Source organism: Nocardia sp. NPDC051321, from assembly GCF_044455225.1.
Lineage (GTDB): Bacteria > Actinomycetota > Actinomycetes > Mycobacteriales > Mycobacteriaceae > Nocardia.
Genome location: NZ_JBITEM010000005.1, coordinates 336,843 through 353,209, shown reverse-complemented (window position 1 = coordinate 353,209; position 16,367 = coordinate 336,843). Strand labels below are relative to the sequence as shown.

The following is a 16,367-nucleotide window of genomic DNA, read 5'->3' as shown; positions in this document are numbered from 1 at the left end:
TCGTGGAGGTAAACCAGTGAGCGAGCGTCAGCGAGCGAGCCGAGGACACAGCGTGCCCGAGCGTGCGACGGAACCGGGCGCTAGCGAGGTGGAGTCGTGAGTGAGCGTCAGCGAGTGAACCAAAGACACAGCGTGCCCGAGCGTGCGACGGAACCGGGCGCTAGCGAGGTGGAGTCGTGAGTGAGCGTCAGCGAGTGAACCAAAGACACAGCGCGCACGAGCGTGCGACGGAACCGAGCGCTAGCGAGGTGGAGTCGTGAGCTTGGCAGTGGAAGTCCTCGGACTGGTCAAGAGCTACGGCAAGATCCGGGTGCTCGACAACATCGACCTGCAGATCCCGACCGGCACCGTGATGGGTCTGCTCGGGCCCAACGGCGCGGGCAAGACGACGACGGTCCGCATCGTCACCACGCTGCTCAGTCCGGACGCCGGGTCGGTCCGGGTGGCCGGGGTGGATGTGTTGCGCAATCCCGGTGCGGCACGACGGCGGATCGGGCTGTCCGGGCAGTACGCCGCGGTCGACGCGAACCTGTCCGGGTTCGAGAACCTGCGAATGGTGGCCCGGCTGTACGGGATGTCGCCGAGGGAGTCCACGGCACGGGCGGCCGAGCTGCTCAGCTCGTTCGGGTTGGAGCACGCGGCCGACCGCAGGGCGGGCACCTACTCCGGCGGCATGGCGCGGCGGCTCGACCTGGCCGGGGCGCTGGTCGCCCGGCCCGCGGTGGTGGTGCTGGACGAGCCGACCACCGGACTCGATCCGCGCGGCAGGCTCGACATGTGGCGTGTCATCGGCGATCTCGTCGACGACGGCACCACCGTGCTGCTCACCACCCAGTATCTGGAAGAAGCCGACCAGCTCGCGGACCGGATCACCGTCATCGACCGCGGCCGGGTGATCGCGCGCGGCTCCGCGGACGAGCTGAAGCTGTCCATCGGCGGCGACCGGCTCACCGTCACCCTCGCCGCCGGGCAGGACGCCACACCCGCGCTGCGGGTGCTGTCGCAGGTCGGTGTCGGCGAGCCGAGCCACGAGGAGGGCACCGACCTGGTGTCGATCGTGGTCGGTGACGGCTCGCGCACCATGGTCGAGGCGTTGCGCAGGCTCGATGACGCGGGCGTGTGCGTGGTGGACGCCGACGTCCATCGCCCCAGCCTCGACGACGTATTCCTTTCGCTCACCGGCACCGCGGCCCGTGATTCGGCCGAGCGCCAGCCAGAAACCGATGACGTACAAGAGGAGATCCTGTCGTGACCGCTGTTGTCGAGGTTCCGAAAATGCAAGTGGTCCAGTTCGATTCGGGGCCGCGGCTGCGGATCTTCCGGGACAGCGCGATCGTCGCGCACCGCAACCTGCTGACCATCCTGCGAGTGCCGACGTTATTGGTGACCGCGACAATTCAGCCGCTGATGTTCGTGTTCCTGTTCGCCTACATCTTCGGCGCGTCGCTGGGCGGCGGCCAGTACCGCGAATTCCTGCTGGCCGGAATCTTCACGCAGACAGTCGCTTTCAACGCGGCGTTCACCACCGTCGGCCTGGCCAGCGACCTGCAGAAGGGCATCATCGACCGGATGCGCACGCTGCCGATGTCGCGGCTCGCGGTGCTGATGGGCCGCACCCTGTCCGACCTGGTCGTCAACGTGCTCAGCCTGACCGTCATGGTCGGCTGCGGTTACGTCGTCGGCTGGCGGATCAACGGCGGAATCGCCGACGCCGCACTCGCTTTCGGCGTCATCCTGCTCTTCGCCTTCGCCATGTCCTGGGTCGGCGCACTCACCGGGCTGCTGGCACCGAACGTCGAAGTAGCCCAAAGCGCGGGCCTGATCTGGCTGTTCCCCCTGTCCTTCATCTCCTCGGCCTTCATCCCCGGCCAAACCCTGCCCGGCCCACTGCGCACCATCGCCGAATGGAACCCGATCACCGCCGTAGCAGGCGCGGGCCGCAAACTCTTCGACAACGACGCCCCACCCACCTTCGCCCCTGCCACCGGCTGGCCCGCCGACCACTGCGTCGGCTACGCCACCGCCTGCTCTCTGGCAATCCTCGCCATAGCCGTCCCCCTCGCCCTCCTCCAATACCGAAAGGTAGCCAGCCACTAGCCCGACCAGCCCAACGCCTGCACACCTTCTGTCAAGAGTTGCTGAGGACCTCTCCAGAGGTGAACAGTCCGGTGAGCTGAAGACTGGGCCTCGCGGGCTGGTTCCGATCAGCGCCGCTTCACGGGTACTGCCGGAAATCCGCACTCGCACTCGGGATTTGCACTGAAAATAGGGCCCTAAAGTCGGTGCGGGGCCCGAGTTGGGGAGCGGATTTTGCTGGGGGGTGTGATCTTAGGTATGCGGAAGGCCGCCTGCATCGGGGGATGTAGGCGGCCTTTCGGCTGGGTGCGTTTTAGACGCGGCGGCGGGTTTTGAGGAGGTCGAGGCGCTCCTTGAGGAGTTCCTCGAGCTCTTCCTTGCTGCGGCGTTCCAGGAGCATGTCCCAGTGGGTGCGCGGGGGCTTGACCTTTTTGGTCTCGACGGTGGTGCCCTCGATCAGCATGCCTTCCTGACCGTTGCGGCAAAGCCACGTCGGGGGGATTTCGGCGTCGTCAGCGAACGGGACGTCGAACTCTTCCCCGTTGTCGGTGCGGTACCGGGCGATCCGACGCGGAGCCAGGTCGTGGTCGCGATCGGTCTCGTAGCTCACCGCTCCGAGCCGACTGCCCCGGAGTACGCGATCTGCCATGGTGTGCCTCTCCCTGTGTGCTCGAGTCTTGTTGCTGCGACCGTACGAGCGTGTGGTGCTCGCTGGACCTTATGTGCAACGAACGGGCCTGCGCCGATAGTTCCCGACGGGCCGCGGAACCGTTCCAGTGTAGTGCCAACGGCGCGCCGACCTCGCCGCGCCCGCCGTCCGGCGGTTCTCGGGGGTCGCTGAGCGGGTTCGCGCCGTCTAGCGATTAAGGTTCTGCGTCATGTCGCGCCGCTCGCTGTCCCGCTAGGGGGTGTGTTCCATCTCTGATCGTCGTCATTCTCGCCAACTGTCCTGCCTGTGGTGTGGGCGGGAAATCGTGGAGTCCGAGGCCGGGCGTCGCCGCCGGTACTGCCGTCAGTCCTGCCGCCAACGCGCCTACGAAAACCGCAACAGTCTCAAAGGCACCGGCATCCCCGACGACTCCGTCGTCCTGAGCGCCCAAGAGGCCGCCGACCTAGCCGACCGCTGGTTCGCCGCCCGCTGCGCCGCCGAAGACGTAGCCACCGCCATCGAAGAAAACGCCACCTCCGAAGAACTCTCCACCCTAGGCAAAACCCTCCTCGAACTAACCCGAGAAGCCGAACGCCTCCGCTAACCCGCCCCCACCAAAACCCCTGCCCGACAACTGACTTGACGTAGGAAACGTTGTCTTGACGCATGTTGCGGCATCAGCCAAGAGGACGTTTCCTACGTCAAGTGTGGGGCTAGAGGTTGGCGGGGGACGAGGTGGTCGCTGCGCGGAGGGCGTGATTTGGCCGTTCGGGGTTTGGGGTGGTGCGGGCTCGCCAGTAGATGAGGGCGAGCAATAGGGCGGCGCCTGCGGTGAGCCCGGCTAGGGCGGTCAGGGTGGTGGTATCGGGGTGGATGAGGGACTGGGCGCGCATTGCTTGGGTGAAGACGATGGCGAGGAAGCCGGTGTAGGCGAGGGATAGGACGGTGATTATTGCGGCGCGGGTGCGGTCGGGGCGTAGCCAGTGGTAGCGGGGGGCCAGCCGGGAGAGGATGACGACGGCTAGTAGTAGGAATTGGATGGCGTGTAGGCCGAGGAAGTGGGGGACGCGGAGGTCGCCGCCGATGGTGCTCCAGTGGGTGATCGGCATGCCTGGCGCGGCGTCACGTGGTGATAGGTCGCGGTGGGCGGGGTCTAGGACGGTGTGGCCGGCGACCAACTCGACGACGTTGCCGTCGGCGTCACGGACTAGTTGTTTGCCGGTGAAACCCATCAGGTAGCCGAGCATCATGCCGACGACGGCCAGGAACAGGCCGGCGTGGATCGCCCGCGCGGTCGGCCGATCCACCAGGCGCTGCCAGGACAGGATCAGCACGATGATCAGGTTCGCCAGGAACAGCCCGGGCACACCGGACTGGAACACCTGCTGGCCGATCTGGTTCACCGCGTCGGTTTCGGTGTTGAAATGGCTGAAGGTGCCGCGGGCGGCCTGCACCGCGATGAAGCCGACATCGACGAAGCCGGTCACCGCGAACACCGTGCCCAGCCACCAAGTCGCGCGACTTCCCTTGTGCGGCAACGACAGCAGCCACGCGAGCGTGAGCCCGTAGAGTGCGAACGCGAGCCCGAACTTCATCGGCTTCAGCCAGACCGACTCGCCGAGCAGCATCCGGTCGTCTACGACCATCGCGACGAGACTGACGACGACCAGCCCGGTCATCGTGAGCGTCATCCAGGTCAGCGGCCGATGCAGCCGACCGGCGGCGTCGGCGAGTACGCCGCCGCGGCGATGCCGCGCCGACGACCGATGGTCGAGCGCGGCGGCGAAATGTGTTGTTGGCATGAACCGACGGTAGGAATCGGACCACGCGGAACACGTCCCGCCGCAGTGCTATTCGCGTCTAATACCGGGGTACTGACGCATCGACGATCGTGGCCGATGACCAGATGGCGCTAGCGCCGCGGTACTACATTCACCTCGGTGGCGAGCTCCGAGTCCGCACTAGTTCTTCATCCCAGCCGCGGAATGATTCGGCGATCTGATCGGCCCTCCGCCGAGGACGATCGGCCATCCTGTCCGCCGGTCCATTCGCAGATGTCCGCGCCTACGTTCAGTCGCCGCCGCGGATGGGTTCGGCGGCCGGGTCGGCACTGCCGCGGATGGGGTCGGCGCTACCGCCGTGGAGTGACCCGGCACTCGACCCGTCGACGATCAGATGGCGGGCAAGCTGGCGTCCGGGAACGAGTGGTGTTCGTGCGACACGACCCACCGCCCGTTTTCCTTACGCAGGCCGAGGGTGAGGCGCAGGCGCCGCCCCGGGTCCTTGGCGAAGTCCTCGGCGGTGCCGCACAGCAGGAGGGCGTGGGCGAAGGCGACGTCGGTGCCTGCCGTGACGTCCAGCGAGACGATCTCGAACGTCGCGCCCTGGGCCTGCCATTCGAAGAAGCCGGGCCAGGCGGACTGGTAGGCGTCGATGCCGCGCAGGCCCTCGTCCGGCGGCGGCACATCGAACATGACGATGTCGGGTGCGTGATCGGCGAGGACGGCGGCCAGGTCGCCCGCGTGCACGGCGGCAGCCCACCGCTCGATCAGAACCCGGATCGTCTTCTCGTCGTCCGACATCAATCATCGTCCCTTCATACGGCGCCTCACCAGTACGTTCGGCATCTAGTGAGCCTGCCGAAAACACGCATGGGGCGCAATGGATTCCACATCATGTGTGATATATCCCGATGCCTTCTCGTCGTCCGGGGCTCGCGTCACGACAGAACTCGCACGTCGCGACCCGTTCGCCGGGAAGGCTGGGGGATCAGGCGTCCACGGCGGACGGGGCGAGGGTGGAGCGCTTACGTCCGTACCCGAGGTAGACGACGACGCCGACGACCACCCACACGGCGAACCGCACCCAGGTCAACCCGTCCAACGTCGTCGCGAGCAACACGCACCCGATCAGCGCGAGCACCGGAACCACCGGCACGAATGGCGTCCGGAACGGCCGCTCCCGCTCCGGCTCGGCCCGGCGCAGCACCAGCACGCCGACGCACACCACCGCGAACGCCGACAGCGCCCCGATATTCACCAGCTCCACCACGATGTCGATCGGCAGCAGCCCGGCGATCGTGGCACACACCGCCCCGAGCAGCAGCGTCAGCCGGACGGGGGTGGACCGCTTACCGGTCTGCGCGAAACCATAGGGCAGCAATCGATCTCGGCACATCGCGAAGCCAAGCCGCACCTGTGCGTAGACGATCATGAGCAGTCCCTTGGTCAGCGCGATGATCGAGGCGATCACGATGACATTGCCGATCCAGCCGATCTTCAACCCGCCGAACGCCGTGGCGATCGGCGCCCCGTTGTTCAGTGACGCGAACGGCGCGATCCCGGTGAGCACGGCACTGACCAGCGCGTAGAGCACGGTCGCGACGAGCACCGTTGCGATGATCGCGAACGGCACGTCCTTGCGCGGGTTGCGTGCCTCCTCCGCCGAGGCCGCGACGACGTCGAAGCCGAGGAACGCGAAGAACGCGATCGCCGCGCCGCCGACGATGCCACCGAAACCGAAGGGCGCGAACGGAGTCCAGTTGTTTACGTCGATGTGCGGCGCACCGACCGCGACCACGAGCACCAGCACGCCGATCGTCACCCCGACCAGCACCTTGGTGATCCGGGCGGTCAGCGACACCTCGCCGACCAGCACCGCGACGATCACCGCAATGATCAGCACCGCGGGCAGATTCACGATCCCGCCCTCGCTTGGACCCGCCGCGATGGCCTTGGGCACAGTGATCCCGAAGATCGAATCCAGCGCCGACACCGTGGTTCCGGACCAGCCGATCGCGACCGCGGCCCCCGCGATCACGAACTCCAGCAACAGATTCCACCCGACCAGGAACGCGGGCCCCTCGCCGAGCGTGGCATAGGTATAGGTGTAGGCACTGCCGGAAACCGGCACCATCGCCGCCAGCTCGCTGTAGCACAGCGCGACCAGTACGCACACGGTCCCGGCCAGCAGGAACGACAGCACGATCGACGGCCCGGCCTTTTCCGCCGCGGCTACACCGGTGATGACGAAGATGCCCGCGCCGACAATCGTGCCGACCCCCATCGCCGTGAGGTCGATGCGTCCGAGTCTGCGCGCCAGCGTTGGCGCTCCGTCGGTGGTCGCGGTGTCGGGCAGGCGGCGACGCCATCGCTGGGCGGCTGGGGTGGTCATGACTCCCTTATGAGCTCGTCTAGAGGTCCAGCCTCGGGGCCGGACCGATAGATCATTCTCGTTGAAGTGAGTCAGTCACCGTTAACTGGGTGCAACTGGGTAACGCGCGCCGCTCGCGTTCGCACGTCCGAAACCACAGGTAAAACGGGTGCGCGACGATCAGCTGCTGGACGACGACGCGAAGGGTGTCGACACCGGCGCGGTGACCGGCCTGGACGGATGACTCCACAGCCCCTTGCGCTCCAGGATCGGCAGCACGCCCTCGCCGAACCAGTACGCCTCCTCCAGGTGCGGATACCCGGACAGGATGAAGTGGCTGATGCCAAGCTTCGAGTACTCGATCAGCCGCTCGGCGACTTCGGCGTGCGAGCCGACCAGCGCGGTACCCGCGCCGCCGCGGACGAGGCCGACCCCGGCCCACAGATTGGGCGCGATCTCCAGCCGATCGGTGCTGCCGCCGTGCAACTCGGACATCCGCCGCTGCCCCTCCGATTCGCTGCGCGCCAAACTCGCCTGCACCCGCTCGACATCGGCCGGATCGATGCCCTGCAGCAGCCGATCCGCCTCCGCCCACGCCTCTTCGGAGCTGTCGCGGCTGATCACGTGGATGCGCAGCCCGTAGTCGAGGACACGGCCCTGGTCTACGGCCAGTCGCCGGATCCACTCCAGCTTCCTGCTCACCGCGAGCAACGGTTCACCCCAGGTGAGATAGGTGTCGGCGTAGCGGGCCGCGATCGGTCCGGCCGGTGCCGAGGAACCGCCGAAGAACACGGGCGGAATCGGATCGGGCCGGTTGCTCAGCAGCGCGTCGCGGACGTGAATGTGCTCGCCCTCGAAGGTGATCGGCTCGTGTGAGTGCCACAGCTCCCGCACCACGTGCAGGAATTCGCCGGTGCGCGCGTAGCGCTGCTCCTTGTCCAGGAAGTCGCCGTAGGCCTGCTGCTCGTGCGGCTCGCCGCCGGTCACCACGTTGAGCAGCAGCCTGCCCTGCGAATGCCGCTGGAAGGTGCCCGCCATCTGCGCGGCAAGGGTCGGGCTGACCAGTCCGGGCCGCAGCGCGACGAGGAACTTCAGCGTCTGGGTGGTGTCGACCATCATCGCCGTGGTGAGCCACGCGTCCTCGCACCACGCGCCGGTCGGGGTGAGCACGGCCTCGAAGCCGTTGTCCTCGGCGGCCGCGCCGATCTGGTTCAGGTAGCGCAGCGTCGCGGGACGGTCACCGGACATGAAGGTGCCGTGCCCGCCCGCGACCAGGCCGCGCGAATCACCATAGGTGGGCAGGAACCAATGGAAAGACAAAGTCATGAGCCAACTCCTTAGGCCGGGGGAAGCAGGTCGTTGAAGCGGGTGTCGGTGTAGTCGGAGATGGTGACCTTGCGGGGGATGAGCCCGGCGTCGGCGAACGCGTCCGCGACACCCTGTTCGGCGGCGATGGTGGCGGTGTCGAGCGGATGGTCTTGGTACGGGCCACGTTTGACGACGGTGAGGATGACGTCATAGGGGAGTCCGGTCAGCTCGGCGTAGGTCTTGGCCCACTGTTCGGGATGATCGTTGACCCAGGCATGGGCCCTGGCGGTGCGGGCGAGCAGGTCGCGCAGGGCGGCGGTGGTCGCCTTGTTGCCCAGTGCCTTGTCACCGGCGACGTAGAACGCGTCGCCGGGTATGTAACCCTTGCCGTCCACCAGGATTCGCGCGTTCGCCTGCTGCTCCGCCTGCGCGGTGTACGGATCCCAGATGGCCCACGCGTCCACCCGTCCGGTGGTCAGCGCGGCCAGCGCGTCCGGCGGTTGCAGGTATTGCGGTTCGATCTGATCCCATTTGATGCCCGCCTTGTTCAGCACGGCGAGCAGGTGCTGGTGCGCCGAGCTGCCCTTGGTGACGGCGATCTTCTTGCCGCGCAAGTCTTCCGGGGTGCGCAATGGCGAATCCTTGGGCACCACGATGCCCTGCCCCTCCTTGCCCGACTGGTAGCCTGCGACGATCTTGATGGCAGACTTGGCCGCCGCCGCGAAGATCGGCGGGCTGTTGCCGACACCGCCGAAATCGACCGCGCCGGAGTTGATCGCCTCCAACATCGGCGGGCCCGCTTGATACTGTGACCAGGTGATCTTGTACGGCGTCTTGTCCAGTTCGCCCGCGGCGGTGAGCAGCGCCTGCAGCCCGGTGCCCTTCTGATCACCGACCCGCAACGTCACCTGGGACAGGTCGATCGAACCGTCGGGGCGGACCGCCGCGTCCTCGGCTTTGTCGGACCCGCAGGCTGAGCCGACCGCCACGACCAATGCGAGAGTCGTTGCGAGCAGCAGCCTTCTGGCTTTCATTCGGTTCCTTCCGGGGCAACGCCGAGTGCGGCGAGCAGGGTTTCGCGCAGGGAGAGCAGGCGCGGATGGTCGCCGCGACGCGGACGCGGCAGGTCGATGCGGGATTCGTAGGCGATGCGGCCGTCGCCGAGCACCAGCACCCGGTCGGCCAGCCGCAGCGCCTCGTCGACGTCGTGGGTGACCAGCAGGACACCGGGTCGGCGGCGCTGCCACAGGTCGATGACGAGGCGGTGGATGGTGATCCGGGTCAACGCGTCGAGGGCACTGAAGGGCTCGTCGAGCAGCAGCAGATCCGGCTCGCGGACCAGCGCGCGGGCCAGGCTGGCCCGTTGCGCTTCGCCACCGGACAGGGTGAGCGGCCAGGCATTCGCGCGCTCGCCGAGGCCGACCTCGGCCAGTGCGGCACGGGCGGCGGCCTTCGGGTCGTGGTGGCGCAGTCCGAGAAATACGTTGGCCAGCACTCGTTTCCACGGCACGAGACGGGGTTCCTGGAAGGCGACGGCGATGGTGCCCTGCGTGCTGAGCTCGCCTTGCACGTCGGGATCGAGACCCGCGAGTGCGCGCAGCAGGGTGGACTTGCCAGAGCCGCTGCGACCGAGCAACGCGACGAATTCGCCTGGCGCGATGTCGAGATCGAGTCCGTCCAGGACCCGGCGTCCGTCGAAATCGCGGATCAGGCCGCGTACCCGGGCAACCGGTGTCTCATCAGGAGTCGTTGTGGCCGAACGGACTTCGGGAGCATTGCGAACCGAAGTCGAGCCGTTTGCCGTTATCGTTTCCGCGCGCGTGTCGTCGATCAGATCTTCGGTGATCACTGTCCCAGGAATCCGCGTCGCCATGCCAGCGCCTTCCGCTCGATCAATCGGACGAACGCGTCGGTCAGCAGACCGAGCACGCAGTACACCAGCAGCCCGACGACGATCACGTCGGTACGCAGGAATTCGCGGGCGTCGTTGATCAGAAAGCCCAGTCCCGCATCGGCATTGACCTGCTCGGCGACGATCAACGCCAGCCACGCGACGCCAAGCGACTGGCGCAGCCCGACCAGGGTCTGCGGCAGTGCTCCCGGCAGCACGATGTGCCCGATCAGCGCGAGCCTGCCGAGCTGCTGCACCTGGGCGAGCTCGACCAGTTTGGCGTCCACGCCGCGGATTCCGGCGAAGGTGTTGAGGTACAACGGAATCGCCGCGCCGAACGCGACAAGCACCACCTTCGGCAGCTCACCGATGCCGAACCACAGAATGAGCAGCGGAATGAGCCCGTAGAACGGCACCGTGCGCAGCATCTGCATCGGCGGATCGACGACGTACTCGCCGACCGTGCTCGATCCGGCCAGAATGGCCAGTCCGATGCCGAGCACGGCACCGATCACGAATCCGGTCGCCGCCCGGCCGAGCGATACCGTGATCGCCTCCTGCAACGTGCCGTCCCGCAGCAGTTCCCCGGTGGTCCGCACGATCGCCACCGGCGAGGCCAGCAGTCGTTCCGGCAGTACGCCGCTGACGCTGGCCAGCTGCCACGCCAGCACGATGACCAGCGGGCTGACCACCCGCAACCAGGTCTTGCGCGGCCGCCACCGAGCCGCCGACCGAACCCGAATCGGTGTCGGCTCCAAGACAATTGATGACACGCGACACCTCGGGTAGGGGACAAGATCTCCGGCGCGCCGCTGGGCGCCCCGCAGTCATCCATGCTGTGCGCGCGGCGCGGCGGAGTCACCGGTTGAAACCAGCGAGGTTTTAATTGGGCGCCGTCGCGAGCATGTTTTCAGCTACCGCTACTAGACGTAACCTCAAATAACACGTAACCTCGACCGGAAACCTCGGTCGCGGATGATCGAGGCGTGAGCAGACGAAACGAGTTCCTCAATGACGCGGCATGTCGACGTACTGATCATCGGCGCCGGCCTCTCCGGTATCGGCATGGCCTGCCACCTCACCCGTGAGCACACCGGCCGCAGCTACGCCATCCTCGAGCGCCGCACGGCGATCGGCGGCACCTGGGACCTGTTCCGGTACCCGGGCATCCGTTCCGACTCGGACATGTTCACCTTCGGCTACGGCTTCCGCCCCTGGACCGGCACAAAGGTGCTCGCCGACGGCCCGCACATCCGCCAGTACGTCGAGGACACGGCCGTCGAGTACGGCGTCAAGGAACACATCCACTTCGGCCGTAAGGTCACCACCGCCCGCTGGTCGAGCGAGTCGGGCACCTGGACCGTCGAGGCACTCGACGAGCAGACCGGCGTCACCGAGACCTTCACCAGCAACTTCCTCGTCGGCTGCACCGGCTACTACGACTACGACAACGGCTACCGCCCGGAATTCCCCGGCGAGGCGGACTTCGGCGGGCAGATCGTGCACCCGCAGCACTGGCCCGAGGATCTCGACTACCGCGGCAAGCGCGTTGTCGTGATCGGCAGCGGCGCCACCGCGATCACCCTGATCCCCGCGATGAGCGACGACGCCGCGCACGTCACCATGCTGCAGCGCTCGCCGACCTACATCACCGCGCTGCCCGCCGACGACCCGGTCGCCGTCGGCATGAAGATGGCGCGCGTGCCGGCCAAGGCGGCTTATCGCGTCGGGCGCGCACGTAATATCGCGTTGCAGCGCGCCAGTTTTCAGCTGTCCCGCACCAATCCCGGCGCGTCCCGCAAGGTGCTGCTCAGCGCGGTGCGGATGTGGCTCGGCCCGAACATCGACATGCGCCACTTCACGCCGTCCTACAACCCGTGGGACCAGCGACTGTGCGTGGTGCCCAACGGTGATCTGTTCAAGGTGCTGCGCAGCGGCAAGGCATCCATCGTCACCGACCGCATCGAGTCCTTCACCGAGACCGGCATTCGCCTCGCCTCGGGCGAGGAACTGCCCGCCGACATCGTGATCAGCGCGACCGGCCTGCGGGTGCAGATGCTCGGCGGCGCCACCCTGGAACTGGACGGCGAGCCGGTGGTCACCCGCGACCGGGTCGTCTACAAGGGCGCGATGCTCGACGGCGTCCCCAACGCGATGATGATCCTCGGCTACACCAACGCTTCGTGGACGCTCAAGGCCGACCTCGCCGCCGAGTACTTCTGCCGCGTGCTCAACCACATGAAGTCGCACGGCTTCACGAAAGTGGTTGCGGTGGCCGAAGAGGGCGACCGTTCCACCGACTCGGTCATGGGCGGCGCCCTCACCTCCGGCTACATCGCGCGCGGCGACGCGGTGATGCCCCGGCAGGGCACGCGCGGCCCCTGGCAGGTCATCAACAACTACTTCCGTGACCGCAAGATGCTGCGCAAGGGCCCGATCGAGGACGGCGTCCTCACCTTCACCCGCGCCGCGGACGAAGCCGAGGACCGTCCGCTGGCGGCGGTCCGCACCGCCTGAGACGCACTGTTCCTGATTTCCCGCACCTGGAATCGCATGCGAATTCCGGTGCCGGAAATCAGGAACCGTGCGTGTGGACGTTCAGGTAGCGATCGAGCTGGGCGGCGGCGTTGAGCATCGCCAGGCCTTGCGCGGTGAGCTTTCGCTGCCAATCGGCCAGGGTGGCAGCCAATGCGTCTGTGCCGCCCGCTGTTCGGATCTGCTGGATCACGGTGCGGATGGGGTCCAGCGGGTAGCCGCCGCGGCGAAGCAGGTCGGCGAGGTGGGCGTCGCGGATATCGCTCGCGTCGTAGCGGCGGTAGCCGGTGGCCGGGTCGCGCGCTGGGGCGAGGATGCCCGCGTTCTCCCAGTTGCGCAGGGTCGCCGGGGTCACCCGGAGTTGGTGTGCCAGTTCGCCGATGGTGCGGGTTTCCCCGGATGTGACTGCGCCGGTGCCGGATTCGCTGGTCAGGTGCGCTACGGCTTTCCGTACGGCATCGAGAGTGTCTCTGTCGCGCAGTAATTGGCTGTGGCCGCGATCGATGGTCACCAGCACGCCCTCGACTCCGTCGTGGTGGAGTGCGTTCATGATCTGGCCGCTGGCCGCGTGCCCGTAGGCTGGGATGAGCGCGAGATAAGTGCGCAGCGCGGCCGCGTGCACCTCGGTGTAGATCCGGTAGCCGCTCGGTGTGCGCTCGGCGGGTGGGATGCACCCGTCCTGCTCGTAATTGCGGATGGCTTGGGTCGAGAGGCCGTGCTCGCGGGCTAGGTCGGCTGGTCGCAGGGTGATCACCGGTTTGAGACTTTACCGCATGTCTGATCGGTCAGCGCTCGTGAAAGTCTCAACCGTTCTTTCAATGATACGATTTAGACACATGAGTCAGAACATTCGAGACTTCGTCCCTACCCCCTGTGACCTGGTAGCGCTCGGCGAGCCGACCCATCAGGAACCGGCCTTCCGGCTGGTCCGCAACCGACTGTTCGCGCAACTGGTCGACCTCGGCTTCCGGTCGATCGCCCTCGAAACCGATCGGGTGGCAGCGCTCACCGTCGATGACTTCGTCCGCGAGGGCATCGGTTCCCTCGACACCGCGATGAGCACAGGCTTCACCCACAACTTCGGAAACCTGGACGGCAACAGGCAACTGGTGAGCTGGCTGCGTGAATACAACCAGCATCGACCGCCGGAAGAGCGAATCGCCTTCTACGGCTTCGACACTCAAACTGAAAACACCACCGCCCCCAGCCCGCGCCGCTACCTCGAATACGCCAGGGACTACCTGCGACTCGACCTCGACCTCGCGAGTCTCCTCGGCGACGACGAACGGTGGAATCGAGAGGAGGCCATCCTGGACGCGACCAAGTCGATCGGCGCAACGGCGGCGGCCGAGCGGCTGCGGGTAGTCGCCAATGACATGCTCATCGCGCTGGAGGCACGCGCGCCAGCATTGTCCGCTACCACCTCGTACGCTGAATGGCGCAGGGCCAGAACATATCTCACCGCCGGTATCGGTCTGCTCCGCTACCACAAGCAAGCGGCGCGACAGCTCGAACTCGACGTCCGGATATCCCTGCTTTCGTCCACCCGGGATGCGCTCATGGCGCAGAACCTCATCGATATCCGCGCGATCGAGGCCGGTCGCGGCGCGACGCTGGTCCACGCGCACAACCTGCACCTGCGGCGGCATCCCGGCACCATGCGCGTGGCGGGCATGGTGCTCGACTGGGTGGGCGTCGGCGCCATCATCGGGGCGCTATGGGGTGAGCAGTACACCTTCATCGCGGGCACTTTGGGCCGCAGCGACGGTCTCGGGATTCCGGAGCCGAAAGCGGGCACGTACGAGGGTCTACTGCAAAGCCGTATCGGCACTTGGGGTTTGGCCGACGCCGCTACCGTCGCCACTGGTCGAACGCGCGCTGCCACCCCGCCGGAGAAGGGCTACTTCCCGCTCGATCAGGCAACCCTCGATACCGCCGACGCGGTCCTGCACATCGGCGACGCCGCAGCCGTCGCACCGGCTAGCCGGACTGCGGGTTGACCTGAAGCCCGTCGACGATGAGGTCGAGGATGCGGGCGGCCCGCTCGGCGCCGCCGTTGCCGGGATTGATCCGCCACAGCACGCTCAGCTGGAGCAGTACATCCTCGGGGTCGAGGTCGGGCTTGAGCGCGCCCGCCGCGATGCCGCGTTCGAGGAGCAGGGCGATCGCCTCGACGAAGGGCCGGTAGTGCTCGTCGTCGAGGCCGCCGTTGGTCGCCGCGTGAATGACCTCGGCGACACCGTATTTCAGCTGTCCGTAGCGAGCGACCTCGTCGAACCATAGTCGCAGCGCGGTCAGGGGTGGATGTGCGGCGAGCAGCGTCGGTGCGAGGTCGATCAGTTCCTGGATGTCGTGGCGATAAAGCGCGACGATCAGCGATTCCCTATTCGGGAAGTGCCGGTACAGCGTGCCGATGCCGACGCCCGCCTGCTTGGCGATCGTCGTCAGTGACGTGCCACCGGACCCGGTGAACGCGTCCCTGGCGGCGACGAGCACGCGTTCACGATTCGTTCGGGCATCGGCTCTGGCCTGCTTCGGCGTGTCCACCAATGTCGGCGCTCCATCCATACACACTGTGCCGTACACACACTTTTGCTAAACGGAGGACCCTCCGGTACGCTCACGGCCATTAACGGAGGGGCCTCCGTTTCATTCTCGCACAGGCGTTCCGAACACATTGGAGGACGACGATGGGTGAGTTGGTTCTGGTAACCGGGGGGAGTGGTTATGTCGCCGGATGGTGCGTCGTCGAGCTGCTCGAACGCGGCTACGACGTGCGCACCACCGTGCGCGGCAGCGATAAAGAGGCTGCGGTCATCGCGGCCGTGTCCACCGCGGTCGACCCGGCCGGGCGGCTGAGTTTCGCGGTTGCCGACCTCACCGCCGACGAGGGCTGGGACGCCGCGGTGAAGGACGTCGACTACGTGCTGCACGTCGCCTCGCCGCTCGGCCGCAACTCCGACGACCCGGACGCGCTGATCGACGCGGCCCGCGGCGGCGCGCTGCGGGTGCTGCGCGCGGCCACCGCCGCCGGGGTGAAACGCGTGGTGCTGACCTCCGCGGCGAATGCCGCGAGCCCCGCGTCCTATGCGACCGACGGCATCACCGACGAGACGTTGTGGACCGATCCCGACGATCCCACCCTCATCCCGTACCGCCGATCCAAGACCCTCGCCGAGCGCGCGGCTTGGGACTTCATGGCCGACTACGACGGTCCCACCGAGCTCACCACCATCCTGCCCGGCGCGGTCTTCGGACCCGTCCTCACCACAGGCACCACCGGATCGGTCGACATCGTCGCCCGCATGGTCTCCGGCAAACTGCCCGGCGTCCCGCGTATCGGACTCGAAATCGTCGACGTCCGCGACCTCGCCGACATCCACATCAAGGCCATGACCGAACCCGCCGCCGCGGGCGAACGCTTCCTCGCCACCGGCGAATTCATGTGGATGCGCGACATGGCCCGCACCCTGCACGACGGCCTCGGCGCGCGCGGCAAGCAGGTCTCGACCCGTCAGCTGCCCGACTTCGCGGTCAAGCTCGCCGCCCGCCTCAGCGACGCGTCGCTCGGCGAGGTCATCCCCGCCCTCGGCCGCCGCAACCGGCACAGCACCGACAAGGCCAAGCGCCTCCTCGGCTGGGCACCTCGACCCGCGAGCCGGGCCGTCCTCGACTGCGCCAACAGCTTGATCGAGCACGACGCAGCCTGATCACCGACCCGCTCACCTCGTAGCCGCCCGCTACCTGACATCGCCT

Annotated in this window: 16 protein-coding genes; 6 read left to right on the top strand and 10 right to left on the bottom strand. The window is 67.1% G+C overall.

Annotated elements, in window-relative coordinates; genetic code table 11:
* The first annotated feature begins 256 nt into the window (after positions 1 to 256).
* Positions 257 to 1,252, top strand: a complete 996-nt coding sequence (locus tag ACIA8C_RS13915; RefSeq protein WP_397134411.1) for an ATP-binding cassette domain-containing protein — start codon at positions 257 to 259, stop codon at positions 1,250 to 1,252.
* 62 nt (positions 1,253 to 1,314) lie between these two features.
* The gene (locus ACIA8C_RS13910) at positions 1,315 to 2,097 is read left to right on the top strand and encodes an ABC transporter permease (protein WP_397134761.1); all 783 of its coding nucleotides are present in this window, start codon (positions 1,315 to 1,317) and stop codon (positions 2,095 to 2,097) included.
* Between the two features lie 292 nt (positions 2,098 to 2,389).
* Here the strand turns inward: ACIA8C_RS13910 and ACIA8C_RS13905 are convergent, their stop codons facing one another.
* Complete coding sequence (locus ACIA8C_RS13905) at positions 2,390 to 2,725, bottom strand: RNA polymerase-binding protein RbpA (RefSeq protein WP_040731279.1); 336 nt, start codon at positions 2,723 to 2,725, stop codon at positions 2,390 to 2,392.
* Positions 2,726 to 2,993: 268 nt separating this feature from the next.
* Here ACIA8C_RS13905 and ACIA8C_RS13900 point away from each other — a divergent pair, with 268 nt between their 5' ends.
* Positions 2,994 to 3,329: a hypothetical protein gene (locus ACIA8C_RS13900; protein WP_397134759.1), complete on the top strand. Its 336-nt coding sequence runs from the start codon at positions 2,994 to 2,996 to the stop codon at positions 3,327 to 3,329.
* A 109-nt stretch (positions 3,330 to 3,438) separates the two neighbouring features.
* Here ACIA8C_RS13900 and ACIA8C_RS13895 read toward each other — a convergent pair whose 3' ends face one another.
* The 7 genes from ACIA8C_RS13895 to ACIA8C_RS13865 all read right to left on the bottom strand — a co-directional run bounded on the left by ACIA8C_RS13895 (position 3,439) and on the right by ACIA8C_RS13865 (position 10,768).
* On the bottom strand, positions 3,439 to 4,527 hold the full coding sequence (locus tag ACIA8C_RS13895) for a hypothetical protein (RefSeq protein ID WP_397134409.1): 1,089 nt from the start codon (positions 4,525 to 4,527) through the stop codon (positions 3,439 to 3,441).
* A 369-nt stretch (positions 4,528 to 4,896) separates the two neighbouring features.
* Positions 4,897 to 5,307 (bottom strand): YybH family protein, encoded by a 411-nt coding sequence (locus ACIA8C_RS13890; protein ID WP_397134407.1) that lies wholly within the window; start codon positions 5,305 to 5,307, stop codon positions 4,897 to 4,899.
* Positions 5,308 to 5,494: 187 nt separating this feature from the next.
* Positions 5,495 to 6,898, bottom strand: coding sequence for an APC family permease (locus tag ACIA8C_RS13885; RefSeq protein WP_397134405.1), 1,404 nt, complete (start codon positions 6,896 to 6,898; stop codon positions 5,495 to 5,497).
* A 159-nt stretch (positions 6,899 to 7,057) separates the two neighbouring features.
* Positions 7,058 to 8,203, bottom strand: a complete 1,146-nt coding sequence (locus ACIA8C_RS13880; RefSeq protein ID WP_397134403.1) for an LLM class flavin-dependent oxidoreductase — start codon at positions 8,201 to 8,203, stop codon at positions 7,058 to 7,060.
* Between the two features lie 11 nt (positions 8,204 to 8,214).
* Complete coding sequence (locus ACIA8C_RS13875) at positions 8,215 to 9,219, bottom strand: ABC transporter substrate-binding protein (RefSeq protein WP_397134402.1); 1,005 nt, start codon at positions 9,217 to 9,219, stop codon at positions 8,215 to 8,217.
* Positions 9,216 to 10,058 (bottom strand): ABC transporter ATP-binding protein, encoded by an 843-nt coding sequence (locus ACIA8C_RS13870; RefSeq protein ID WP_397134400.1) that lies wholly within the window; start codon positions 10,056 to 10,058, stop codon positions 9,216 to 9,218. Before ACIA8C_RS13870 ends, ACIA8C_RS13875 begins: the two co-directional genes overlap by 4 nt.
* The gene (locus tag ACIA8C_RS13865) at positions 10,031 to 10,768 is read right to left on the bottom strand and encodes an ABC transporter permease (RefSeq protein WP_397134757.1); all 738 of its coding nucleotides are present in this window, start codon (positions 10,766 to 10,768) and stop codon (positions 10,031 to 10,033) included. Before ACIA8C_RS13865 ends, ACIA8C_RS13870 begins: the two co-directional genes overlap by 28 nt.
* A 319-nt stretch (positions 10,769 to 11,087) precedes the next feature.
* On the opposite strand from ACIA8C_RS13865, the gene ACIA8C_RS13860 reads away from it, so the two are divergent.
* The gene (locus ACIA8C_RS13860) at positions 11,088 to 12,593 is read left to right on the top strand and encodes a flavin-containing monooxygenase (RefSeq protein ID WP_397134398.1); all 1,506 of its coding nucleotides are present in this window, start codon (positions 11,088 to 11,090) and stop codon (positions 12,591 to 12,593) included.
* Between the two features lie 58 nt (positions 12,594 to 12,651).
* On the opposite strand, the gene ACIA8C_RS13855 is transcribed toward ACIA8C_RS13860, so the two are convergent.
* A complete protein-coding gene (locus ACIA8C_RS13855) occupies positions 12,652 to 13,365 on the bottom strand; it encodes a TioE family transcriptional regulator (protein WP_397134396.1) in 714 nt (237 codons plus the stop codon).
* 82 nt (positions 13,366 to 13,447) lie between these two features.
* On the opposite strand from ACIA8C_RS13855, the gene ACIA8C_RS13850 reads away from it, so the two are divergent.
* Entirely contained in the window at positions 13,448 to 14,611 is a 1,164-nt protein-coding gene (locus tag ACIA8C_RS13850) for an erythromycin esterase family protein (protein WP_397134394.1), read from the top strand.
* Here the strand turns inward: ACIA8C_RS13850 and ACIA8C_RS13845 are convergent.
* On the bottom strand, positions 14,592 to 15,158 hold the full coding sequence (locus ACIA8C_RS13845) for a TetR/AcrR family transcriptional regulator (protein ID WP_397134392.1): 567 nt from the start codon (positions 15,156 to 15,158) through the stop codon (positions 14,592 to 14,594). The genes ACIA8C_RS13850 and ACIA8C_RS13845 overlap by 20 nt on opposite strands.
* A 143-nt stretch (positions 15,159 to 15,301) precedes the next feature.
* Here ACIA8C_RS13845 and ACIA8C_RS13840 point away from each other — a divergent pair, with 143 nt between their 5' ends.
* Positions 15,302 to 16,321 carry an NAD-dependent epimerase/dehydratase family protein gene (locus ACIA8C_RS13840; RefSeq protein WP_397134390.1) on the top strand — a complete coding sequence of 340 codons (1,020 nt, stop codon included), beginning with the start codon at positions 15,302 to 15,304 and terminating at the stop codon, positions 16,319 to 16,321.
* Positions 16,322 to 16,367: the final 46 nt, after the last annotated feature.

Excerpts from the sequence above, each read along its gene's own strand:
- ACIA8C_RS13905 (WP_040731279.1), bottom strand. The coding sequence starts at position 2,725 with ATGGCAGATCGCGTACTCCGGGGCAGTCGGCTCGGAGCGGTGAGCTAC.
- ACIA8C_RS13895 (WP_397134409.1), bottom strand. The coding sequence starts at position 4,527 with ATGCCAACAACACATTTCGCCGCCGCGCTCGACCATCGGTCGTCGGCG.
- ACIA8C_RS13890 (WP_397134407.1), bottom strand. The coding sequence starts at position 5,307 with ATGTCGGACGACGAGAAGACGATCCGGGTTCTGATCGAGCGGTGGGCT.
- ACIA8C_RS13885 (WP_397134405.1), bottom strand. The coding sequence starts at position 6,898 with ATGACCACCCCAGCCGCCCAGCGATGGCGTCGCCGCCTGCCCGACACC.
- ACIA8C_RS13880 (WP_397134403.1), bottom strand. The coding sequence starts at position 8,203 with ATGACTTTGTCTTTCCATTGGTTCCTGCCCACCTATGGTGATTCGCGC.
- ACIA8C_RS13875 (WP_397134402.1), bottom strand. The coding sequence starts at position 9,219 with ATGAAAGCCAGAAGGCTGCTGCTCGCAACGACTCTCGCATTGGTCGTG.
- ACIA8C_RS13870 (WP_397134400.1), bottom strand. The coding sequence starts at position 10,058 with ATGGCGACGCGGATTCCTGGGACAGTGATCACCGAAGATCTGATCGAC.
- ACIA8C_RS13860 (WP_397134398.1), top strand. The coding sequence starts at position 11,088 with ATGACGCGGCATGTCGACGTACTGATCATCGGCGCCGGCCTCTCCGGT.
- ACIA8C_RS13850 (WP_397134394.1), top strand. The coding sequence starts at position 13,448 with ATGAGTCAGAACATTCGAGACTTCGTCCCTACCCCCTGTGACCTGGTA.
- ACIA8C_RS13840 (WP_397134390.1), top strand. The coding sequence starts at position 15,302 with ATGGGTGAGTTGGTTCTGGTAACCGGGGGGAGTGGTTATGTCGCCGGA.